Consider the following 22,711-nt stretch of genomic DNA (forward strand, 5'->3'; position numbering starts at 1 on the left):
AGTTAGTCCTTTTTCTGCGCAATGGCGTGAAGCGCCTCAATATTGCTTTTCGCGCCTTCCGCTTCTTTCAGGCGACGACGCTGTTCTGTGAACTGTTCATATTGCTGGCAGGCTTTTTCATCAGCTTCTTTTTTACTGGTTTTACCGCTGCCCTGCAAAATATCCAGTTCATTAAAATTAAGAAACTGTTCCAGCTTATCCTGCCAGCTTTTAAGAATATCTGCTGACGGCGTTTAGTCTGGTCTTCGGCGTAATCCAGCCACATGGAAATAATACGGTTGAGCCGGTCGATTTCCTCTCCGCGCAGATAATTTTTGGCGATGGTGATATCGGTTTTACGCACGCTGTCGTATTTGAAACTGGTCAGCCCCATATCAGGCAGATTAGCGTCAGCACGCTGAGCGATGATTTCCGCCGCGGTTAAACCTGTACAGGCAAAATGTAATTTGTTCTGGATGGCCTGAAAGAACCGGGCGGTTTCTTTGTCTGACGGCTGATAATCGGCTGCAATGGCAAATATATCTTTAATGTGCAGATAAACCCGGCGCTCGCTGGCGCGAATATCGCGGATGCGTTCCAGCATCTCATCGAAATAGTCCGGCACCACCGATTGCCCGACAGGCGGATTTTTCAAACGGTCGTCGTCCATGACAAACCCTTTAATCACATATTCCTGCAGGGTCTGCGTTGCCCACTGGCGGAACTGCGTACCCCGGACAGAACGGACGCGATAACCGACGGACAGAATCACTGACAAATTATAATGACGGATCTGCCGGTTTATCTGCCTAGCGCCTTCGGTTTGAACTTGTAAGTAATCCTTACAGGTTGAACTTTGAGCATGTTCACCTTCTGCATAAACCGCTTTGATATGCTGAGTGATTGCCTGCGGTGTGACCTGGTAAAGCTCTGACATCGCTGCCTGAGAAAGCCACAACGTATCTGACTCAAAGCGACATTCAAGCCGTACGCGCCCGTCAGCACTTTGAAACAGAACAAATTCTCCCGCCGGAGCCGTTGTCACTTTCTCATCCATCAGGCTGTCTCCACGTTCACCCGGCGTTTACCGGTCAGCAATTGTTGCATCAGAGCCGCTTTTTCCTGTTTCAGGAAGGCCAGTTTCTTTTGCAGAAGCTCTATTTCGTTATCGGCGGCGGTGAGAACGGCGGCGATTTTTTGTTGTTCTTGGAGTGGCGGGAGAGCAATTTTAATCTTCTTTATAGCTGCCCCGATAATTTGCGGTTGAGCTGAACCAGAAATTACATCATTAAACCCTCGATGACATAATGCATAATAGATATATCTATATGAATTTATCAAAGATTCGATATCATCCAAACACATTGAATTCCCAGTGATATATGACTTTGCTGGAATCAGGGAAACTTCTCCGCATGTAGACCCTCTGCATGTCACTGTCACACACTCAAATTCATGGTTGTAATCTGAGTAATACCCGATAAAACCATTTGCTCCGAAAACCTTAAAACCTGAATCAGTTAATTGGTTTGAGGTAATTGTTGGCCATTGTTGCGGCTTAGAGACGTTTCCTAGTGTTGCTTTGAACCATTCCCCCTCAAATCCCGGCAGCCGCTTCTTCCCGGTCAACAAACTCTGCATCAGCGATTTTTTCTGCTGCTGACTATTGCCGATCAGTTGTTCAGTGGTAGTAATCGCCTTATCCCAGGTTGAGAGGATTTGGGCGATTTTTGTTTGTTCTGGGATTGGGGGGACTAATACTGGCAATTCCTGAATCTGTTTTGCAGATAAGTTAGCTTGTTTAGTGCCACCAGGGAGTGAATATAGTAGTGATAAAGTTAAATCGCTCCTTAACACATTCAATAGAAACTCTGAATTGTTATTCTTTTTTGAAATGAATTTCAGCACCCGTTGGTTCAGAAGAGCTACTTTTGAACCAACTGGTATTTTAACTGTGAAACCATAATCCTGTTTCCCCATTGTTCCTGTCATTGACATTACAAGATCACCAGATTTGACGATAAATCTTGGGTATTGATCTTTAAATTTTTCAGGAAGAAACACAGGGTTTCTGTTTAAATTAAATTCATTTTGGTAGAGATTTCCCATTCTTAGCAAAGGAGTGCCTGTTTGTACAAAGTCAGAACTTTTAAAAGCAAACCCCATCACTGTATCGGCAATATGACCGATAGTGAGAAGCTCCCACCCCGCCGGGACCTTACTCATAACCCAGCTCCTTCAGATATCCCGCCATTTCCACTTCCAGCGCATTGAGCTGAGCGGTTAATGCCAGACGCTCTTCACGAACCGCGACCAGATCGATTTCATCTTCTTCTTCGAAGGTATCGACATAGCGCGGGATATTCAGGTTGTAGTCGTTGTCCTGAATCTCTTTCAGGCTGGCGATATAGGCGTATTTCTCTACGCTCCCACCTTCGTGGTAAGTGGCGACGATTTTAGCAATATTTTCCGGGCTGAGTTCGTTCTGGTTTTTGTTAGATTTATATTCCCGGCTGGCATCGATAAACAGCACGTTTTTATCGATTTTGTTCTTTTTGAAAATGAGTATCGCCGCCGGAATACCGGTGCCGTAAAACAGTTTTTCCGGCAGGCCGATCACCGCATCCAGCAGGTTTTCATCGATGACCTGCTGGCGAATCTTCCCTTCGCTGGAACCGCGAAACAATACGCCGTGCGGGACAACAACGCCCATGCGCCCCTTTGCCGGATCGAGGGTTTCAAGCATATGCGAAATAAACGCAAAATCACCTTTGGTTTTTGGCGGCATCCCCCGATGGAAGCGGTTGAAATGGTCTGGCTCGTTATTGCCGAGTTCATCCTGAGCCCACCAGTCTGAGAGACTAAACGGCGGGTTGGCGGTTACCAGACTAAACAGCATCAGGCCACCTTTCTTATCCAGCAATTTCGGGTTACGAAGCGTGTCACCCCACTCAATTCTGTGGTTATCTTCGCCGTGCAGGAACATGTTCATTTTCGCCAGCGCCCAGGTAGAGCCAATGGCTTCCTGACCAAAAAGCGCATAGTTTTTTGAATTGTGCTTAGTGCGCACGCGGGCACCACATTTAATCAACAACGAAGCAGAACCACACGCCGGGTCACAAATCGTGTCGCCGGGCTGTGGGTCTAACAGTTCCGCCATTAAATCCGACACTTCCGGCGGGGTATAAAACTCACCGGCTTTCTGCCCGCCACCCGCAGCAAATCTCTTGATCAGATATTCGTAGGCATTGCCGATCACATCCAGCGTACCGACGCGACTTAATTTAAGGTTAAGTTCTGGCTTATCAAAGTGTTCAAGGAGAGCACGCAGAATTTCGTTCTTCTGTTTTTCTTCGCCCAATTTATGGGTGTTGAAGGAGATATCCTGAAACACGCTGGTACCGGCTTCTTTCAATTTGGTGCCGTTCTCTTCTTCAATAGCCTGCAACGCTTTATCAATACGCTCACCGTTTTTTGCTTCATAACGTCGGTCATATAAAGCATAAAAGCTGGCGTCACGCGGCAGAACAAAACGCTCACTTTTCATCAGCGCTTCAATCAGTTCCGGGGAATCGCCGTGCTCTTTGACGTACGTGTCGTAATGATCCTGCCAGACGTCAGAGATGTATTTCAGAAACAGCATGGTCAGGATGAAATCTTTATAGGTATCCGCGCTGATGGTGCCACGGAAGGTGTCGCAGGCGTCCCAAAGTGCTTTGTTAATATCGTCTTGTTTTACTTTATCGTTCATTCGGGTCCGTCACTCTTTATCGTTCGGTGAAAAGCATGGCGGCATTCTACCCTTATCACCTTCCGGCAAAAATAGCGGTTTGGCCGGAGAAGGGAAATCAGACATAAAAAAACCGCCCCGAAGGGCGGTTCCTCTACTGCTATAAACCCGATCCCAAGCTGACGTTGATGTTGATATCGGAAACGTTAACGTTCCATCCATCGCCCTCAGACGTCATCAAAGAACCCAGTACAACGATCAGTGCATAAATACACTTTTTCATTGAAGCGGCCTTTTAAAAACCGCGTTTCATCAATTAGCACCGGGACCAACTGACGAAGGACAAGCAGAGTTGGGATTGCTCGCCCACGCGGTACTCAGGTGCTAGTTCCAGAGCCCGATGTTCCGTCGCTAAACGGATGAACCAGCCCCGCGCAGAGACTAGCACCAAGCCCGCAGCAACTGTAAGGACTATTTTCACATCAAAACTTGTCCATATTGCCTGAATGCTGTACAGTTTTTCGCGTTGGGGTTGCTCGTACCCGCTTATTTTTAGCGAATCAAAAATGGGATGATTTAGCGCTAACTGAATCGCCCAACAAAAAAACCGCTCTTCGAAGCGGTTTTTTTGTGCCTGAAACAGGGCGAACCGAAAAGTGCGCTTCTCCCCCCGTCATCAGATCCTCACCGCAATATGCTATAACAGGCGTTCGCTGTGGCAACCAAATTAACCTCATGAAAGATAATAGTATTTATTCTCCTCAGGCTTCAGTTCCGGAAAAATCACGGGTTCTGGGCTGGTCCGATTTATTCTCGCTGTGGTTTTCGTTAGGCATGGGCCTGATGGTCTTGCAGGCCGGTGCAATTCTGGCACCCGGATTAGGGCTGGCGGGTTCGATTGCTGCCATTGTGCTCGGTTCCGCAGTCGGCGTCGGGCTGCTCGCGCTGGTCGGCGTGATTGGCGGCCAGACCGGTTTGTCTTCGATGGCCTCGCTGAAACTCAGTCTGGGTAAACGCGGAGTCGCATTGCCGGTCATCTTCAATCTGATCCAGCTGATTGGCTGGGGCGCGTTCGAAATCGTAGTAATGCGTGATGCAGCCAGCCTTCTGGCAAAACACGCGTGGGGCGGAGAAAGTGTCTGGGCGAATCCCACGATGTGGACATTCATCTTTGGCGCCGTCGCCACGCTGCTGGCAGCCAGCGGCCCGCTGGCGTTTATCCGCGTCGTGCTGCGCCGCTGGGGCATCTGGTTATTGCTGGCAAGCTGCGCGTGGCTGACCGGTTATCTGTTCCTGCACGCCGATTTATTTACGCTGTGGCACAAAGCCGGAGATGGCTCGATGCCTTTCGCGCTGGCCTGCGACATCGTGGTTTCGATGGCTTTTTCCTGGCTGCCGCTGGTATCGGATTACACGCGTTTTGGCAAATCCGCCCGGCAAAATTTCTGGGGAACCGCCTGCGGGTACTTCCTCGGAAGCGTCTGGATGATGTCGCTCGGCGCGGCGTATACGCTGGCCTTTGTCAGCACATCGACCGACGCAAACGCGTTACTTCTGGCGCTTTCCGGCGTCGCGTTCGGTATTCCGCTGCTGCTGATTCTGGTGGATGAACATGAAAACGCCTTTGCCGATATTCACTCGGCGGCGGTTTCTGCAGGCACTTCCGTCCCCGTCGGGATCGGTAAGCTGACGCTCGGCATCGGCCTGTTGTGTACGCTGATTGCCTGGGGCGTTCCGCTCACTCAGTACGAAAACTTCCTGCTGCTGATTGGCTCGGTGTTTGCGCCGCTGTTTGGCGTGGTGCTGACGCATCATTTTGTTCTGCGCAAAGCGACAAGCAAACCACTGAACGTCACCTCGCTGATTGCGTGGATTGCGGGCATCGCGGTTTATCACGCCATGGCAAATCTGCTGCCTGACGTCGGTGCGACAATTCCTTCGCTGGTCGTGGCCGGGGCCGTATGCTGGGGATTAGGGCGGAGAAGATAACGTAAAAAAACCGCCCCGAAGGGCGGTTCCTCTACTGCTTTAAACCAGACCCCATGTTGACGTTGATGTTGATATCAGAAACGTTAACGTTCCATCCATCGCCAGCAGACGTCATCAAAGAACCCAGTACAACGATACACTTTTTCATTGATACGGCCTTTTAAAGCCGCGTTTCATCAACCTGCACCGGGACTGACTGACGAAGGACAAGCAGAGTTTGAGCCACTTGTACCCGCGGTACGCAAGTGCTAATTTCATGCCCGGTGACCCGTCGCTAAACGGGCAAACTAGCCCCGCGCAGATGCTATCATCATGACCATAAAAACAATAAGGATATGTGATTAAAATTTAAACTTGTCGTGATTATAACCATCATGTAAATTAGAGGCGTTTGAGCTGCTTGTACCCGCTTATTTTTAGCGAATCAAAACTGGGCTGATTTAGCGCTAACTGAATCACCCATCAAAAAAACCGCTTCTAAGAGCGGTTTTTTTGTGCCTGAAATCCGGCCATTACGCGGTGAATATTTCCTTATTTTCCCTGCCCGAAGAAATCGTTATAGAGCATATACAGATGCGCAGCGCTCCATGAGAAGTTCGGTGCCCCCTGCTGCTGGCCGTTGAGCGGATTGTAGTTTTCGCGGATCGGGCCGTCAGTCATCAGTCCGTCGGCGTGATCGAAAAAGGCCTGCGCCATAGCAATGGCGTCATTGCGATAGCCGTATTGCTCCATGCCTTTCAGCCCGAAATAAAGCTGATCGACCCACACCCGGCCGCGCCAGTAAATATCAGCGCCGAACGCCGGATTGGTCAGCGCTGCGGTGCCGAGCGGCACGTACGTGTTGAACTCACGTACATCCTTCATGACTTTCACCACGGCGTCGGCGTGTACCTGCGTTGCCGCGCCGTTAAACAAAGGCGACCAGCCTTCCGGGCCTTTTCCGCGTTCGGCGATCGGTTTGCCTGCGCAGCCATCGGCCAGCGGTTTTTCTTCAATTCTGATGTCGTAAAAGAAGCCGCTGCGGTCATCGAACATGCAGGTATTTATGTAATCCGCCAGTTTGCTGGCTTTTGTGCGGAAGTCTTGAGCGTCGTTTTTCTTACCCAAGATGTCAGCCATTTCAGCCAGGTACTTGTTGTCGCTGAACATGTAGCTGGCTTCATCGACTGATTCCTGTAGCAGCGAATACCCCAGCAGCGTCCCGTCGGCGGCGCGGTTTTCGGCGAAGCTGACCTGCCAGTCCTGCTTTTTACCGCCATTTTTTATGTATTTCGCCAGCTGATCCGCATCGATAAAACCAAAAGCAGCAGCGTCGTCGCGACCTGACTCCCAGGAAGCGGCAATCTGCGCGGGGATTTCGATACTGTCGTATTTGCCGGATTTCACCACGCGATCGTAGTTTTCCAGTCCTGATTCGGTCTGTTCTTTTTGCCCGTTCTTGACGGTAAACAGCATTTTCCCACCGGCGGTGTTGTGCGCTTTATCGCGCGTTGCGCCGTATTCCGGCACGCCGTTGTGGTTATGATCGCGGTTGCGCAGCCACCAGTCGTGGTAGGCGACCAGTTTCGGGTACATTTCTGCCAGCCACTGTTTATCGCCGGTCGTTTTATAGACCTCCATCACCGACCATGCCGCCAGACTCGGCTTGGTGTTGCGCTCGTTCCAGTTGGTGCCGTCACCACCGCGTTCTGCGCTTGGGTTATAAGCGATGAGATCGGGAACAAAACCGGCGTCCCACGGGCGAACCGCATCACCGGGCTGGATCTGAAACGCAAACACCGCACGGATATTGTCTTTCGCCACGTCGGGGTTGAAATGCGCCATCGCGTAAGCCTGTTTCCAGGTATCCCACGGCCAGGTCTGATTACCGGAGAACCAGCGCCCCGTGACCGAAGGCGTCACGGAATCAAATTTCATCGCACCCGCCGCACCGCGCCAGTTGCCGTTCAGGGTTTCGATCGCTTTCACCGCCACGCGTTCCTGCGCCGCCGTCGCGTGAGGGTTGGTCAGCCCTTTACTGAGATAACCTTCCCAGCGCTTTTCCGAGGCAGCGAGATAGGTTTGCGGATGCGCCAGAATGTCAGCAATTTTCGGCTGTTCCCGCTGCACTTCGGCGGCGGTCAGCAAATGCGAATAGGTGGTGTAAATCGTGGCAGAACCGGTGATTTTGGCCCTCGCGGTAAACTCATGGCCTTGTGCGATAGTCTGCACCGGCAGCGATTTATGGACCTGATATTCCGACTCACCGGACGTCATCAGGCTCGAGGCCGCACGCACCTTGCCGAACGTCACTTTCAGGCCATCGGCGGTCGGGATGATTTTTCGGGTATACCCCGGGTACTCCTGTTCGATGGTTTTATCGGACTGCGGTTTTCCTTCCTGAGCATGAAGTTTTTCCAGCAATGCGCCATCCCAGACCAGCTCCAGCGGCGCGTCGGTGGTGATTTTGGTTTCCAGCAGCGAGGTGCGGTTAGTGACAAAACGCAGCATCAGATCGACACGGATCCCGGGCGCGGTCAGCGTCTGGATTAATGCGCCGGGAATGCTGTAAGCGGTCATGCTCATCGCGACTTTTTTGCCGTCTTTCCAGACCGTCAGGCGGTCAAAATTATCCGCCATAAAGTTGATGTACTCTTCCGTCAGCAGCGCCGGGCCGGGGAATCCGCCTGCCACTTCCGCGCTGGCCGGTAATAAATGCCCGTGCCACGATCCGTCGTCAAATAAAGGGTTAAAACGCTGATGCTCATCAAAATCATAATCGAGCATATATTGCGGCGCGCCGGTTCGGTTTATCACATTCTTATATTCACCGGCGCGCAGGGTATTTTCGGTTTCGGCCAAAACATTGCCGGAAATAAATAATGTCGCGACGACAAATAAAGCAACAGGTTTTAGCTCGCTGACGGTTTTCATTATGATTTACCCCAATAGAAATATTGCATCAGAAATAGGGAATTGCTGGCACCGGTATTGTCGTTGCTCATATAAAATTTACTGTCCAGCGCCGTGGCGAACCGGCCACCGTAATATTCGTACCAGATACCGGCCTGTGCGTAGGATGTGGTGGTGTCCGCCGCGTTATCTAAATGATGTTCGGCGTAACTGTAGGCGGTGGAGAAATAGAGGCCGGATACCGCTTCCACCATGGCGCTGACCATCGCGCCCGATTCGCTCCCCGGATGATTGCCGTCGCCTTTTCCGGTGTGATGCCAGACGCGCCCGGCGAGGTTTTTGCCCTGCAATCCGGCGAGGAATAGTTGCCCGGTGCCGTCGGTAAGTTCGAGGCCGTTGAGCAGCGTCAGCCCTTCCGTCAGGTCATATTGCGTGTAGCCGTTGACCATCGCGCGGTACGTGTATTTATCTGAATAGCGGTCATATTTTCCGAAATGCAGCAACGCGGTACTTTCATTCACGCGGCTTTCCGGTGCGGCAGTCACGCTGTAGCGGAATTTTCCGGTGAGATTCTGGATTTTTGCCGCCTGCGTCAAATCGCGCGTATTGGGGATCACATAGCCGTATTCCGGCGTGAAATCGCCCCACCATTGCAGGTCGTCCAGCGAAGAATCGTTGCGCATACTGAGGGTCATTTCGGTGCCGTTATCCGTGCGGTAGCCGCCATAAAAACGGTTCAGACCGCCTTCAAATCCGCCCCAGCTATGGTCCGGCACCCAGGCGTTTCCGTGATGATCGGCCTGCACCGTCCAGCCTTCGCCATAAATAAGCCCGAACCAGTTGCCGTGTTTTATTTCCAGACCGCCTTCGATATAGGTGCCGTCGCTGTATTTATGCTGGTCTTTACCGTTCAGATATACGCTGCCACCGCCGCCCATTTCGCCATAAAATCGGTAGGCAGTGTTATTGGCGCTTTGTGGCGTTATTTCCGGTGGCGGTAAAACATTATGTTCAGCGGGCACGACAGATTCCTGCGCCCATGAACTCATTGGCGAGGCGAATAATAAAATCATGAACATTTTGTGGAATGATATTTTCTTCATGGTATGCGCTTCACTTAAGGTGAGTATTTAGAATTCAGAGGAACTGAGCTAAAAAGCAAAACGCAGTCTAGTAAATATTTTACTAAAATATACTTAAATATCGGTAAAGCGTTAACCCTGTCACATTGAGATTTTGGGGGCTTACGCATCCGGGGCTGGTGTACATAAGCCGCTGATCACATTAAGCTACGGCTTTGGTTTACCTGATTATGAGACGCTGATGGCTACTTTGAAGGAAATCGCTGAGGCCGCGAACGTATCCGTTGCGACGGTTTCACGTGTGCTAAATGACGATCCGAGCCTGAGCGTGAAAGCGCAAACCCGGCAGAAGATTTTAGAAGCGGCAGAACGCCTGGAATATAAACTGTCGCCGTCCAAACGTAATGCTACGCACCGGATGACCTTCGCCGCGCTTTTCACCTACCGGCAGGGGCTGGAAATCGACGATCCTTACTACCTTTCCATGCGCTATGGCATTGAAACACAGTGCGAAAAACTCGGCGTCACCCTGATTTCCGGCTATGACTTCACCGGTGATAAACCGCTGCCTGCCGCCGACGGTTTTCTGGTTATCGGCCAGCCGCAAACGGCGCTGCATACTCAGCTCAGTCAGCAATCCAGCCCGGTAGTTTTCATTGATGGCGTGATGGAAGACGCACAGTTCGACTGCGTGAACGTCGATCTCTTAAAGATCAGCCAGAAAGTGATCGACTTCTTTATCGGCCAGGGTTATTCGCGGATCGGCTTTATCGGCGGGCGCGATCACCCGGAATTTGCCGACCAGCGGGAACAGGCATTTGTGGAATATGGCCGCCTGAAAAATGTCGTGCAGCCGCAGGATATTTACTACGGCGATTTCACCAGCCAGTCCGGCTACCAGTGCGCGAAGAAAATGTTGCAGGAGAATATGCCGTTTCCACCGGCGCTGCTGATCGCCACCGACACCATGGCGCTGGGCGTCACCCGCGCGCTGCTGGAACACGGTGTGAAAATCCCGGAGCAAATCGCGCTGATCAGCGTCAACGACATCCCGACCGCACGCTTTGTTTTCCCTTCTTTATCAACGGTTCGCATCCATTCCGAAACCATGGGCGCGCAGGCCGTTAACCTGCTGACCGAACGTCTGCGTGATGAACGCAGCGTCCCGCTTTCCGTGTTTGTACCCAGCTCTCTCCAGCTGCGCGACACCACCCGCCGCTAAATTCCCCGGCTTTAAAAAGGATCATCAGTTGCAGTAAAAATTAACTGCATGATCCTTCTGCGTATTTTTTAATTTTTGTGATCCCCTGAACAATCGGTAAATGTTTTTAGTTATTTTTACTAAATATTTACTATCTTATTTCCCATAGAAACACGTCTCAGGAGAGATTACGTGAATAATTGGGAAAATATCGACAAGCAGTCAGAAAACCGTTTACCGCCGCGTGCCCGCTTTTTCAGCTATGAAAATGCACAGCAGGCACTGAGCTTTGACCGTGCGGCCAGTCAGCATTTTCAGCTGCTCAGCGGCCGCTGGCAGTTTCGCTATTTTGAGCACCCGGCTTTAGTCCCGGACGAATTCTATAATCAGCCGGTGTCCGGCTGGGGCGACATTAACGTGCCGGGCATGTGGCAGATGGAAGGCCATGGCCAGCTGCAATACACCGATGAAGGCTTCCCCTTCCCGATCGACATTCCTTATGTTCCGACCAATAACCCCACCGGCGCGTATCAGCGGAAATTTCATCTCGATGCCGCATGGGACAATGTGCAAACCCTCATTAAATTCGACGGCGTCGAAACCTACTTTGAAGTGTACGTGAACGGCCATTACGCAGGGTTCAGCAAAGGCAGCCGCCTGTGCGCGGAGTTTGATATCAGCGCTTTTGTGCAACAGGGCGAAAACCTGTTGTCGGTGCGCGTTTTGCAGTGGGCGGATTCGACCTATATAGAAGATCAGGATATGTGGTGGATGGCCGGGATCTTCCGCGATGTAACTCTGACCGGGCAGAATGCCGTGCATCTTCAGGACCTGACCGTCGTCACCGCGTTCGATGAAAACTACTGCGACGCCACGCTGAAAATTGATGCCGTTTTGGATAATCAGCGTGAACCGGTGAAGGGTTATCGCCTGCACGCGCAGTTACTGGATGGCGAAAATTGCGTGGCGGAACTTTCTCTCACTGACCTTTATCTCGCGGATAAAACCCGCTGCCATCTTGAAATTCCGGTCAGCCAGCCGCGGCAGTGGAACGCCGAACAACCCGCGTTATATCAGCTGCTTTTGACGCTGTACGACGAGGCGGGCAATGTGATTTCCGTGGTGCCGCAGCGCATAGGCTTTCGCGATATCTGCGTGCGCGACGGGCTGTTTTACGTCAACGGGCGCTACCTCAAACTGCACGGCGTAAACCGTCACGATCACGATCATCGTAAAGGCCGCGCGGTCGATATGGCGCGGGTTGAGCGCGATATCATTCTGATGAAACAGCACAACATCAATTCGGTGCGCACCGCGCATTACCCGAACGATCCGCGCTTTTACGAACTGTGCGACATCTACGGTTTATTCGTGATGGCCGAAACCGATCTGGAAAGCCACGGTTTCGCGAACGTCGGCGATCTGAGCCGCATCACCGACGATCCGCGCTGGGAATACGCCTATGTTGAGCGCATCGAGCGGCATGTGATGGCGCAGAAAAATCACCCGTCCATCATCATGTGGTCGCTCGGCAACGAATCCGGCTATGGCTGTAACATCCGCGCGATGGCCGCGCGCTGCAAAGCCCTCGACCCGACGCGCCTGATCCATTACGAAGAAGATCGTGACGCCGACGTCACCGACGTCATCAGCACCATGTATTCCCGCGTGCAAATGATGAATGCGTTCGGCGAATACCCGCACGCCAAACCGCGCATCATCTGCGAGTATGCCCACGCGATGGGCAACGGCCCCGGCGGATTAGCTGAATACCAGGCCGTCATGAACCGCCACGCCAGCCTTCAGGGGCATTACATCTGGGAATGGTGCGACCATGGCCTGCTGGAAACCGGTGAAAACGGTCAGCCGCGTTACGCCTACGGCGGTGATTACGGCGATTATCCGAACAACTACAACTTCTGCATGGACGGCCTGATTTATCCGGACCAGACCCCCGGCCCCGGCCTGCGCGAATACAAACAGGTGTTGTGTCCGGTGGAAATCAGCCACGACGACAATACGCTGCGGGTCAAAAACCGTTACTGGTTCAGCTCACTGGAAGACATCACGCTGACGCTCACCGTGCAGGTGGCAGGCCGCTGCCTTGAAGACCATCAAATCGTCCTGCCGCATCTGCAATCCGGCGAAAGCGAAACGGTTCCGCTGCCGGAATTCAACGCCAGCGGGCAGGAAACCTTCCTGAACATCCGCATCAGCAAAAACAGCCCGACCGCTTACAGCGACGCGAATTATCCGCTCGGCCATTATCAGGTGTTGTTGCAGGCGGATCAGCCGCTGGAGAATTTACCGGATCTAAAAGCCACGGCAGCGCTGGTCTGCGACGAGCAAAAACATCAGCTGATCGTTCGCGGCGAAAACTTCCGTCTCGAATTTTCCCGTCTCGACGGCGAACTGAAATCCTGGCAGACGGACGGCGAAGAAATCGTCGGGCGCGCGCCGAAACTCAGCTTCTTCAAGCCGGTTATCGACAACCATAAGCCTGAGTTCGAAGGCATCTGGCAGCCGAATCATCTGCAAATCCTGCAGCAACATTTCCGCTCACTGAGCTGGAAAAATCAAAATGACGACGTGGTGATTGAAGTTCACACCATCATCGCGCCGCCGGTCTTTGATTTCGGGATGCGCTGCGTTTACCGCTGGCAGATATCGCCGCAGGGCGCGGTAAGCCTCGATTTATCCGGCACGCCGTATGGAGATTTCAGCCACGTGATCCCCAAAATCGGGCTGGATTTTGGCCTCAGCCGCCGCTTCGGACAGGTGGAATATTACGGGCGCGGACCGGGTGAAAACTATCCGGACAGCCGTCAGGCCAACCTGATCGGCCATTATCAGCAACCGGCGGCCAGCCTGTTTGAAAACTACCCGATGCCGCAGGACAACGGCAACCGGCAGGACGTTCGCTGGCTGAGCCTTCGCGACAACTCGGGCAACGGCATTTTTATTCAGCCGCGCCAGCCGCTCAATTTCAGTCTGTGGCCTTACAGTTCGCAGAGGCTGCAACAGGCGCAGCACATCGACGAACTCACGCCGGACAGCTGCCTGACGCTCAATCTCGATCTCCAGATCATGGGGCTCGGCTCGAACTCATGGGGATCGGAAGTGCTCGATTCCTACCGCGTGTATTTCACGGCATTTCGCTACGGCTTCACGATGCTGCCGTTCCGCCAGCAGGACAACGACAGCCTGAGTCTCGCGCAATTCAGCATCCAGCCGCAGGAGGCAAACTGATGATTATTCTCGGGTCTTTGGCTGAATTTCAGCAGCGTTATCCTGCCGGAAAAAAATGGCAGCGTTGCAGGGAAGCCATTAATAATATTGAGAAACTCCGTCCCGGCGTCTTTCACTCCATCGGGGATTCGCTGGTGTACCGGCTGGCATCCGGCGCGGAACCTCAGCGGGAAACGTTCGAAGGCCACCGCCGTTATTTCGACGTGCATTATTACCTCGAAGGACGCGAAGAAATCGAATTCGCCGCCAAATCCGCTCTGCACAATTGCGCGCCCTATTGCGACGAAACTGACCGTGAGCTGTTTACCGGCCGCGGAGAAAAAATTACGGCCCAAAAAGGCAATGTCATTATCTTTGAAAACCGCGAAGCCAGCCGGTTCAGGCCGGAAAAAGACGTCAAAAAAGTCATCTTAAAAGTGACCATCGAAGAAAGTTATTTCGTTAATAAATAATAAAAAACCTAACCCTACAAAAAGCAGTTGGAGAGAACTTATGGCCGGGTCGAGCAGAAACACAATCGGTAAATTTGGATTGTTATCCATGACATTTGCCGCCGTTTTTAGCTTCAATAACGTCATTAATAACAATATTCAGTTAGGCATCGCCTCTGCGCCGGTCTTTCTGGTGGCGACGATCATTTACTTTATTCCGTTCTGTCTGATCATCGCCGAGTTTGTCTCGCTCAATAAAAACTCGGAAGCCGGAGTTTACGCCTGGGTAAAAAGCGCACTGGGCGGACGCTGGGCATTTATGACCGCATACACTTACTGGTTCGTGAATTTGTTCTTCTTCACGGCATTACTTCCGCGCGTCATTGCTTATGCGTCGTACGCCTTTTTAGGGCACGACTATATTTTCACGCCAATCACTACGGCGATTATCAGCATCTGTCTGTTCGCATTTTCGACATTAATTTCCAACAGCGGCGCGAAATTACTCGGCCCGATGACATCGGTAACGTCCACGCTAATGTTGTTGCTGACGTTCTCTTACATTGTGCTGGCAGGCGCGGCATTAATGGGTGGCGTGGAACCGGCGAATCCGATTAACGTGGAGGCCATGACGCCGCATTTTAACTGGGCATTCTTAGGCATTATCGCGTGGATATTCCAGGCGGCAGGCGGTGCGGAATCCGTCGCGGTTTATGTGAATGACGTCAAAGGCGGCAGCCGTTCGTTTGTGAAAGTCATTATTATTTCCGGGCTGGTAATTGGCGTGCTGTATTCCATCGCGTCATTGCTGATCAACGTTTTTGTGGCGCAGTCCGCGCTGCATTTCACCGGCGGCACGGTACAGGTTTTTGAAGGATTATCGGCGCACTTTGGTTTACCGGCCGTCCTGATGAACCGATTTGTCGGCGTGGTTTCTTTCACCGCGATGTTTGGATCACTGTTGATGTGGACAGCGGCACCGGTAAAAATCTTCTTTACTGAAATTCCTAAGGGGATTTTTGGTGAGAAAACCATCCGTCTGAATAAGCACGGCGTGCCGACACGCGCGGCGTGGATCCAGTTTTTAATCGTCATTCCGCTGATGTTAATTCCAACGTTAGGCTCCGACAGCGTACAGGAATTAATGAATACGCTGATCAACATGACCGCCGCGGCGTCCATGCTTCCGCCGCTGTTTATTATGCTGGCGTACCTGAACCTGCGGCTGAAATACGATAACGTCGAACGCGATTTCAAAATGGGTTCCAGAATGCAGGGCATCACCATCGTCAGTACGCTGATTGTGATTTTTACCGTCGGGTTTATTGCTTCGACCTTCCCGACCGGTGCCAGCATTATTACCATCGTGTTTTATAACGTCGGCGGGCTGGTACTTTTCCTCGGCTATGCGTGGTGGAAATACAACAAATATTCCAAAGGGCTGGATGATAAAACGCGTTATCACGAAGACACACCGCTGGCGAGAATAGTGCTGGAATCACAGAACGAAACGGCGCGCGTGAAAGCAGCGAATATCGTAAAGCCGCTGTCCGGCGTATAGATCGGAATTATGAGCATAAAAAAACCGCCTGAAAAAAGGCGGTTTTTGTTTTTCTGAGATCCGAACTTACAGTGCGATATCCGCGGGCTGTTTCGGTTCTTCTTTGGCTTCAGCTTCAAGCGGGCGCAACTGAATCACTTCGGCAACCGGCGTCGTTTTCATTGACGGGGTTTCCAGTTCAAGAATGCGGCTGGTTTCCAGCAGCTCTTTCTCGGTCGCTTCCACGTTGCCGTTCAGCTTTGTGCCATAGGACGGAATGATTTCGCGGAATTTCGCCTGCCATTCAGCACTGGCGGCTTTCTCTTTGAAGACCGTTTCCAGCAATTTCATCATGATAGGCGCTGCCGTGGACGCGCCCGGAGAGGCGCCCAGCAAGGCCGCAATACTGCCGTCCTTCGCGCTGACCACTTCCGTGCCCAGACGCAAAACGCCGCCGTGCTTGCCATCTTTTTTGATGACCTGCACACGCTGCCCGGCAACCCAGCGTTTCCAGTCTTTCTGCTCGGCTTGCGGAAAAAACTCCTTCAGCGCGGCATGGCGATCTTCATCGCTCAGCATGACCTGCCCGACCAGATATTTCACCAGGTCGAAATTACCCACGCCGACGTGCGTCATCGGCAGTAAGTTGGAGCTGTTCACGCTGCCAAACAGATCCCACAGGGAACCGTTTTTCAGGAATTTACTGGAGAAGGTGGCGAACGGCCCGAACAGCAGAACCTGTTTGCCATCGATAATACGGGTGTCGAGGTGCGGAACGGACATCGGCGGCGCGCCCACGGCGGCTTTGCCGTAAACTTTCGCCAGATGACGCTTCACCACGTCCTGATTTTCAGTCACCAGGAATTCACCGCCGACCGGGAAACCGCCATATTCACGCGCTTCCGGGATGCCGGATTTTTGCAGCAACGTCAGCGATGCACCGCCCGCGCCGATGAAAACGAATTTCGCATTCACAACGTGATGTTTGTGGCTGTGCTTCAGATCGGTAATGGTGACGCGCCAGGTCTTGTCGCGGTTGCGCTGGATATCGCGCACTTCCTGGCCGTTCGCCAGCGTGAAGTTGGATTTTTTTTGTAACGCTTCAACCAGCTGACGGGTCACTTCGCCGAAGTTCACGTCCGTGCCTGCCGTGGTGCGTGTCGCAGCGACTTTCTGATTCGGGTCACGGCCATCCATGACGGCCGGGATCCACTGTTTGATTTGCTCCGGGTCTTCCGAATATTCCATTCCGCGGAACAGGGTGCTTTCCTGAAGCGCAGCGAAGCGTTTGCGCAGGAAATCGATGTTTTCATCGCCCCAGACAAAGCTCATGTGCGGCACGCTGTTGATGAATGAGCGCGGATTATTCAGCACACCTTTTTGCACCTGATACGCCATGAACTGACGGGAAACCTGGAAGGCTTCGTTGATCGCCACAGCTTTCGTGATATCGACAGAACCGTCGGGCATCACCGGGGTGTAGTTCATTTCTGCCAGCGCCGCATGACCGGTGCCCGCATTGTTCCAGCCGTTGGAGCTTTCCTGTGCCACGCTATCCATGCGTTCGATCATGTGGATCGACCAGTCTGGCTCGAGTTCCTGGAGATACGTCCCCAGCGTTGCACTCATAATTCCGCCGCCGACCAGCAATACATCAACGGATTTTTCGTCTTCTGCGGCCGCAGGCTCGCTGGCACCCAGTGAGTCACGGTTGAGAAGCATACCAAGTATCTTTCTCATGACGTCTGTTTCTCTAAATGTTCGGTTCTGTTTTGTTAAGACTATCGAACAAGAAATTAGCAAAAAAACACGCGGGATCGTTACTGAAACTTCATTTTTTCAAATGACGGCTACGAATATAACATTATCACTACATATTTTAAAAAAGTATTTAACGTTTCAAAAAAACGGTAGCCGATGATGTGATCTCTCTCACAGCCCGCAGCCTGACTGGGTTTTTTAGGCGTTTGAAAGGGTTTTAAGGCGGATGTGAGCCATACAAAGAATGCGCTATTCGTGCTAAATCGGATTTTCAGGAAAGGGGTGGAAAGCAGAAACAAAAAAAAAGCGCGGTCTCCCGCGCCTTCAAAATCACTGCTTAATAAATCCGATCAGAGCGCGACGTCAGCGACGACTTTTTGCTCTTTTTTCGGTGCAGCATTTGTCTCTGCCGCCGGTGCCGGTTCAGCCGCTTTGGGTTGCGGGTTGTCCAGCATCAGAACGCGGCTGGTGTCGCCCAGTTCTTTCTCGGTGGCGGCGACGTTGCCGTTCAGCTCAGTGCCGTAAGAAGGGATGATTTCCTTCAGTTTCGCCTGCCATTCCGGTGTGGCGACTTTGTCTTTAAACACTTTTTCCATCAGGTGCAGCATGATCGGTGCGGCGGTAGACGCGCCCGGTGATGCGCCCAGCAGCGCGGTAATGCTGCCGTCTTTGGAGCTGACCACTTCGGTGCCCAGACGCAGAACGCCGCCTTCTTTCTCATCTTTCTTGATGATCTGCACGCGCTGACCGGCTTCCCACAAGCGCCAGTCTTCTTTCTTCGCATCCGGGAAGTATTCACGCAACGCATCGAAACGGTCTTCGTCGGACAACATCACCTGGCTGACCAGATATTTCACCAGATCAAAGTTGTCGATACCCACATGGGTCATCGGCATGATGTTGGAGAAATTGACGCTGCCGAACAGATCCCACAGGGAACCGTTTTTCAGGAATTTGCTGGAGAAGGTCGCGAACGGCCCGAACAGCAGAACCTGTTTACCATCAAGAATACGGGTGTCGAGGTGCGGAACGGACATCGGCGGGGAGCCGACGGCAGCTTTGCCGTACACTTTCGCCAGATGGCGTTTCACGATTTCCGGGTTCTCAGTCACCAGGAACTGGCCGCCAACCGGGAAGCCGCCGTAGTTATCCGCTTCAGGAATACCGGATTCCTGCAACAGGGTCAGGGACGCGCCGCCCGCACCGATAAAGACAAACTTCGCCTTGATGACGCTTTCTTTGCCGTCATTTTTCAGATCAGCCACCGTCACGTTCCAGGTGTTATCCGGGTTACGTTTGATACCGCGCACTTCATGACCGAGGCTCAGCGAGAAGTTTGGTTTTTTCTGCAGCGAGGCTACCAGCTGACGGGTGATTTCACCGAAGTTCACGTCGGTGCCGATCGGAATACGGGTCGCCGCGATTTTCTGTTTCGGGTCACGCCCTTCCATCACCAGCGGGATCCACTGTTTGATTTGCGCCGGGTCTTCTGAATATTCCATGCCACGGAACAGCGTGCTTTGTTGCAGCGCCGCGAAGCGTTTACGCAGGAAATTGATATTGTCATCACCCCACACAAAACTCATGTGCGGCGTGCTGTTGATGAAGGAACGCGGGTTGTACAGAACGCCGTTCTGTACCTGATAAGTCCAGAACTGGCGGGAAATCTGGAAGGATTCGTTGATTTCGACCGCTTTGGAAATGTCGATGCTGCCGTCGGCTTTTTCCGGCGTGTAGTTCATTTCAGCCAGCGCAGAGTGCCCGGTACCAGCGTTGTTCCAGCCGTTGGAGCTTTCGAGCGCCACACCGTCCAGACGCTCGACCATGTCGATTGACCAGTCCGGCTCTAATTCCTGAAGGTATGTCCCCAGCGTCGCGCTCATAATGCCGCCGCCGATCAGTAACACATCAACGGGCTTTTCATCTTCTGCGAACGCTGACTGGCTGAATGCAACCACGTTAAGGCAGAGGATCATGGCGAGTATCTTTCTCATGACGTCTGTTTCTCTGAATGTTTAGTTTTAGTTTTGCAGGTGAAAGCTATCCAGATTCCCTGGATAAACGAAATCAACAACCCGGTGCGGTGGGGAAATAAGCGATTATTTCCTCAGAGTCTGAAAGGACAATAATGGGGAGTAACGAAAACCGCGGTGAACAACGACAAATCAACCACACAAATGTTACCGAATACTCATATTATCGAGATTTCGTAAACAATTTAACATCGTCGTTACGTGCATTAAAAATAGTTTAATACTTTAAATAATTACATAAGTTAGTTTCGCTGAGAAACTATTCAGGCGAGATTAGCCCGCAAAGCCGCGGCCTGCGCGGCCATAACGGCAGCGGGACTGTGGCCGATCAGCATGAAGTTATAACCCGCCTCGCGCCAGTATACGACGTTCATTTTCTGCCGAATTTCGCTTTCCTGCGCCGTATTATCCCGGTGTTCGCTGCGGGTAATGCACAGCGCCATCGGCCCGTAGCGCGCATCAAGGTAAGTGATCTGCGCAATATCGTAGTCGTCGTAATGCAAAATACGGGCGTTTTTCAGCTCAGCACCCTGCACTTCCAGCGCTGCCGGGCTGAGCCCGATGCCCATCGTTTTATGCACCCGCGCCAGCTGAATTTGTTGTTGTTCAGCAGAGTCATTCACGTCGGCCAGCGTCTGCGCGGTGTACAGCGACATGTAATCCGCCACGCGATCGCGCCAGTTGTCTTTGGAAGATTCACCGGAAAGCAGCGCGGAATAGCGTCCGGCGAGCAGCCCGACGGCCATAAAGCTGACCGACGCTGCCAGCAACGCACGGCGGCTGAATCCGCGCGAACGGGCAACCGGTGCATCCGGTATCGCATCCAAAGCTGCCTGCAAACGCCCCACCGGCGCGTCCTGTAACATCGACCCGAACGCATCGTGGAAAGGCAAATTGCTGCGCGCCATCTGCGCCAGACGCCCGGCCAGTAGGTCGTCTGCGGCGAGCCGTGTATCAAACAGCGCCCGCTGATTTTCGCTCAGCCGGTTATCGAGATAGGCGACCAGAACTTCATCGGAGAATGGCGCTGGCGGGATTTCGCGGGTCATTTTTTCTCTCCCTGTTGTGGCTGAGCGCCGGAACCGGTGTCTTTTGCCAGCGAAAGCCGGGCAGCCGCCAGACGGCTCATAATGGTGCCAATAGGCACTGACAGCGTCATTGCCGCTTCCTGATAGGTAAAACCTTCGACATACACCAGAAACACCGCGTTCCGCTGGGCTTCCGGCAGGGCATTCACCCGCTGCATCACCTGCGTATGCCAGTGCCGGTCTTCAAAAGAGAACGCATCGGCGGGCACGTCTGTTTCACTGACATCGACAAATCCCTGCCCCTGACGGACGTGCTGCGCCCTGAGTTCGTTGACCCATATGGAGTGCAGAATCGAAAAGAACCAGCGATCGGCTCCGGCGCGATCAACCACCTGCGCGCAGCGTTCAAGTGCCCGCACGCAGGTCGATTGCACCAGATCATCTGCCACGTCCGGCTTGCGCGATAACACCATCGCGTAGCGCCACAGACGCGCCAGACACTGACTCAGTTCATGACGTAAGTCGGTGGGTGAAATTTAGCGTTTCCCCGTTTCAGGATTCAGGATGTCCGTCGATAGCCGCGCTCAGATCGCGATACTCTTCGCAGCCGGTGCCGCACAGGCCTTTGATGGTCGCCAGTTGCGCTTTCGCGAGATCGGGACGCCCTTTAATCATATAAGCCTCGCCGAGATATTCCCGGACTTTGGCGTAATTCGCATCGATGGCGATAGATTTCTGATAATAGCTGATGCCTTCGTCGGTACGCCCGAGTTTGCGGGTAGCGTAGCCGCGATAGTTCCAGGCTTCTTTGGTGTTCGGGTCTTTCAGCGTGTCGAGCACCGTCAGCGCTTCCTGATACCGGCCCGATTTCGCCAGATGATAGGCGTACTGGGTTTTGTCCTGATCGGAAATCATGCTGCCTTTGTCCACCATACAGCTTTTGGTTTTGCTGTCGTAGATTTGCCCTTTCGGGCAGTCCGGCGTTTTTTTCTCATCAGATTCATCACCCATCGCGTGCGCGGCGACGCTGAACATCAGCAAATTACCCGCCAGACACACCACCGACAACGCCTGAATCACTGTTTTTGTCTTCATAGTTTTTGTCTTCCTGTAGGGGAGAGTTTATTTACGGGCGGCTGACGCGGCCCGGCAGCATGCGGCGCAAAATGCCGTCGCGGAGAACGTAGTGATGGAACAGTGCGGCCAGCGCATGTACGCCCGCCAGAACAATCAGCGCCCAGGCCACGTTGTTGTGTAACGTGCCGAAGGTTCGGGTCATCACGCTGTCGAAGTTGAAAACGTCAGGAATGGGGAAAAGCCCGAAGAAGTAGAAGGGCTCGGCCTGCGACCAGCGGAACAAAAAGCCCAGCACGATCTGCGTGACCAGCAAAATGTAGAGCGCCAGATGGGTCAGATGCGCCGCCGCTTTCATCATCACCGGCATGGCGACAGGTTCCTGTTTGCTGCGCCCGGTGCTGACCGTAAACAGACGCCAGAGCAAACGCCCGAGGATAATCGCCGCCAGTAAAATCCCGACAGAAATATGCACGGATTGCAGCCCTTTGCGCAGCGGCGTGCCGCGCTCAAGCACTTCCCAGATATGCGCGCTGGCAAACAGAAAAATGACGCACAGCGCCGTCAGCCAGTGCAGAAGAATGGTCAGCCCGTCGTAACGGTGGCGGGAAACAGAAGTGGAAGTTTGCATAAAAAACGGTGCCCGTAAGTGTTCGATATGAGGTAAACACCTGAGCACCGCTTTTTATTCGGTATGAGGAAAAAATAATTTTCAGAAATCG

Annotated in this window: 15 protein-coding genes and 1 pseudogene; 5 read left to right on the plus strand and 11 right to left on the minus strand. The window is 52.6% G+C overall.

What is annotated here, in order from left to right; genetic code table 11:
* Nucleotides 1-2: 2 nt before the first annotated feature.
* The 3 genes and pseudogenes from IV433_RS15265 to IV433_RS15275 all read right to left on the minus strand — a co-directional run bounded on the left by IV433_RS15265 (nucleotide 3) and on the right by IV433_RS15275 (nucleotide 3,730).
* Nucleotides 3-1,036 (minus strand): annotated as a pseudogene (locus IV433_RS15265) (virulence RhuM family protein).
* Complete coding sequence (locus IV433_RS15270) at nucleotides 1,036-2,205, minus strand: restriction endonuclease subunit S (protein WP_195814849.1); 1,170 nt, start codon at nucleotides 2,203-2,205, stop codon at nucleotides 1,036-1,038. The pseudogene IV433_RS15265 and the gene IV433_RS15270 overlap by 1 nt, the downstream one beginning before the upstream one ends.
* Complete coding sequence (locus IV433_RS15275) at nucleotides 2,198-3,730, minus strand: type I restriction-modification system subunit M (protein ID WP_195814850.1); 1,533 nt, start codon at nucleotides 3,728-3,730, stop codon at nucleotides 2,198-2,200. Before IV433_RS15275 ends, IV433_RS15270 begins: the two co-directional genes overlap by 8 nt.
* A gap of 714 nt (nucleotides 3,731-4,444) precedes the next feature.
* Here IV433_RS15275 and cytX point away from each other — a divergent pair.
* Nucleotides 4,445-5,698: a putative hydroxymethylpyrimidine transporter CytX gene (cytX, locus tag IV433_RS15280; RefSeq protein WP_195814851.1), complete on the plus strand. Its 1,254-nt coding sequence runs from the start codon at nucleotides 4,445-4,447 to the stop codon at nucleotides 5,696-5,698.
* Nucleotides 5,699-6,229: 531 nt separating this feature from the next.
* Here the strand turns inward: cytX and ygjK are convergent.
* Both ygjK and ygjJ read right to left on the minus strand, forming a co-directional pair.
* On the minus strand, nucleotides 6,230-8,611 hold the full coding sequence (gene ygjK, locus IV433_RS15285) for an alpha-glucosidase (RefSeq protein WP_195814852.1): 2,382 nt from the start codon (nucleotides 8,609-8,611) through the stop codon (nucleotides 6,230-6,232).
* Entirely contained in the window at nucleotides 8,611-9,693 is a 1,083-nt protein-coding gene (gene ygjJ / locus IV433_RS15290; protein ID WP_195814853.1) for a protein YgjJ, read from the minus strand. The genes ygjK and ygjJ overlap by 1 nt, the downstream gene beginning before the upstream one ends.
* 220 nt (nucleotides 9,694-9,913) lie before the next feature.
* Between ygjJ and ebgR the strand changes: the two genes are divergently transcribed.
* From ebgR to IV433_RS15310, 4 genes are all read left to right on the plus strand, one after another.
* On the plus strand, nucleotides 9,914-10,894 hold the full coding sequence (gene ebgR, locus IV433_RS15295) for a transcriptional regulator EbgR (RefSeq protein ID WP_195814854.1): 981 nt from the start codon (nucleotides 9,914-9,916) through the stop codon (nucleotides 10,892-10,894).
* A gap of 171 nt (nucleotides 10,895-11,065) precedes the next feature.
* On the plus strand, nucleotides 11,066-14,122 hold the full coding sequence (ebgA, locus tag IV433_RS15300) for a beta-galactosidase subunit alpha (RefSeq protein ID WP_195814855.1): 3,057 nt from the start codon (nucleotides 11,066-11,068) through the stop codon (nucleotides 14,120-14,122).
* Nucleotides 14,122-14,574 (plus strand): beta-galactosidase subunit beta, encoded by a 453-nt coding sequence (locus IV433_RS15305; RefSeq protein WP_195814856.1) that lies wholly within the window; start codon nucleotides 14,122-14,124, stop codon nucleotides 14,572-14,574. The genes ebgA and IV433_RS15305 overlap by 1 nt, the downstream gene beginning before the upstream one ends.
* Before the next feature lie 40 nt (nucleotides 14,575-14,614).
* Entirely contained in the window at nucleotides 14,615-16,114 is a 1,500-nt protein-coding gene (locus IV433_RS15310) for an amino acid permease (RefSeq protein ID WP_195814857.1), read from the plus strand.
* Nucleotides 16,115-16,180: 66 nt separating this feature from the next.
* Here the strand turns inward: IV433_RS15310 and mqo (IV433_RS15315) are convergent, their stop codons facing one another.
* The 6 genes from mqo (IV433_RS15315) to IV433_RS15340 all read right to left on the minus strand — a co-directional run bounded on the left by mqo (IV433_RS15315) (nucleotide 16,181) and on the right by IV433_RS15340 (nucleotide 22,620).
* A complete protein-coding gene (gene mqo, locus IV433_RS15315) occupies nucleotides 16,181-17,833 on the minus strand; it encodes a malate dehydrogenase (quinone) (protein WP_195814858.1) in 1,653 nt (550 codons plus the stop codon).
* A gap of 371 nt (nucleotides 17,834-18,204) precedes the next feature.
* On the minus strand, nucleotides 18,205-19,848 hold the full coding sequence (gene mqo / locus IV433_RS15320) for a malate dehydrogenase (quinone) (protein WP_195814859.1): 1,644 nt from the start codon (nucleotides 19,846-19,848) through the stop codon (nucleotides 18,205-18,207).
* 302 nt (nucleotides 19,849-20,150) lie between these two features.
* Nucleotides 20,151-20,936 (minus strand): anti-sigma factor family protein, encoded by a 786-nt coding sequence (locus IV433_RS15325; RefSeq protein ID WP_195814860.1) that lies wholly within the window; start codon nucleotides 20,934-20,936, stop codon nucleotides 20,151-20,153.
* Nucleotides 20,933-21,424 carry an RNA polymerase sigma factor gene (locus tag IV433_RS15330; protein ID WP_305079899.1) on the minus strand — a complete coding sequence of 164 codons (492 nt, stop codon included), beginning with the start codon at nucleotides 21,422-21,424 and terminating at the stop codon, nucleotides 20,933-20,935. Before IV433_RS15330 ends, IV433_RS15325 begins: the two co-directional genes overlap by 4 nt.
* 43 nt (nucleotides 21,425-21,467) lie before the next feature.
* On the minus strand, nucleotides 21,468-22,010 hold the full coding sequence (locus IV433_RS15335) for a tetratricopeptide repeat protein (RefSeq protein WP_195814861.1): 543 nt from the start codon (nucleotides 22,008-22,010) through the stop codon (nucleotides 21,468-21,470).
* 31 nt (nucleotides 22,011-22,041) lie between these two features.
* Nucleotides 22,042-22,620 (minus strand): cytochrome b, encoded by a 579-nt coding sequence (locus IV433_RS15340; protein ID WP_165060829.1) that lies wholly within the window; start codon nucleotides 22,618-22,620, stop codon nucleotides 22,042-22,044.
* Nucleotides 22,621-22,711 lie beyond the last annotated feature (91 nt).

Source organism: Rahnella laticis, assembly GCF_015644585.1.
Lineage (GTDB): Bacteria > Pseudomonadota > Gammaproteobacteria > Enterobacterales > Enterobacteriaceae > Rahnella > Rahnella laticis.

Excerpts from the sequence above, each read along its gene's own strand:
- ygjJ (WP_195814853.1), bottom strand. The coding sequence starts at position 9,693 with ATGAAGAAAATATCATTCCACAAAATGTTCATGATTTTATTATTCGCC.
- IV433_RS15305 (WP_195814856.1), top strand. The coding sequence starts at position 14,122 with ATGATTATTCTCGGGTCTTTGGCTGAATTTCAGCAGCGTTATCCTGCC.
- IV433_RS15335 (WP_195814861.1), bottom strand. The coding sequence starts at position 22,010 with ATGAAGACAAAAACAGTGATTCAGGCGTTGTCGGTGGTGTGTCTGGCG.
- mqo (WP_195814858.1), bottom strand. The coding sequence starts at position 17,833 with ATGAGAAAGATACTTGGTATGCTTCTCAACCGTGACTCACTGGGTGCC.
- ebgR (WP_195814854.1), top strand. The coding sequence starts at position 9,914 with ATGGCTACTTTGAAGGAAATCGCTGAGGCCGCGAACGTATCCGTTGCG.
- IV433_RS15340 (WP_165060829.1), bottom strand. The coding sequence starts at position 22,620 with ATGCAAACTTCCACTTCTGTTTCCCGCCACCGTTACGACGGGCTGACC.
- cytX (WP_195814851.1), top strand. The coding sequence starts at position 4,445 with ATGAAAGATAATAGTATTTATTCTCCTCAGGCTTCAGTTCCGGAAAAA.
- IV433_RS15270 (WP_195814849.1), bottom strand. The coding sequence starts at position 2,205 with ATGAGTAAGGTCCCGGCGGGGTGGGAGCTTCTCACTATCGGTCATATT.
- IV433_RS15310 (WP_195814857.1), top strand. The coding sequence starts at position 14,615 with ATGGCCGGGTCGAGCAGAAACACAATCGGTAAATTTGGATTGTTATCC.
- ygjK (WP_195814852.1), bottom strand. The coding sequence starts at position 8,611 with ATGAAAACCGTCAGCGAGCTAAAACCTGTTGCTTTATTTGTCGTCGCG.
- IV433_RS15325 (WP_195814860.1), bottom strand. The coding sequence starts at position 20,936 with ATGACCCGCGAAATCCCGCCAGCGCCATTCTCCGATGAAGTTCTGGTC.
- IV433_RS15275 (WP_195814850.1), bottom strand. The coding sequence starts at position 3,730 with ATGAACGATAAAGTAAAACAAGACGATATTAACAAAGCACTTTGGGAC.
- mqo (WP_195814859.1), bottom strand. The coding sequence starts at position 19,848 with ATGAGAAAGATACTCGCCATGATCCTCTGCCTTAACGTGGTTGCATTC.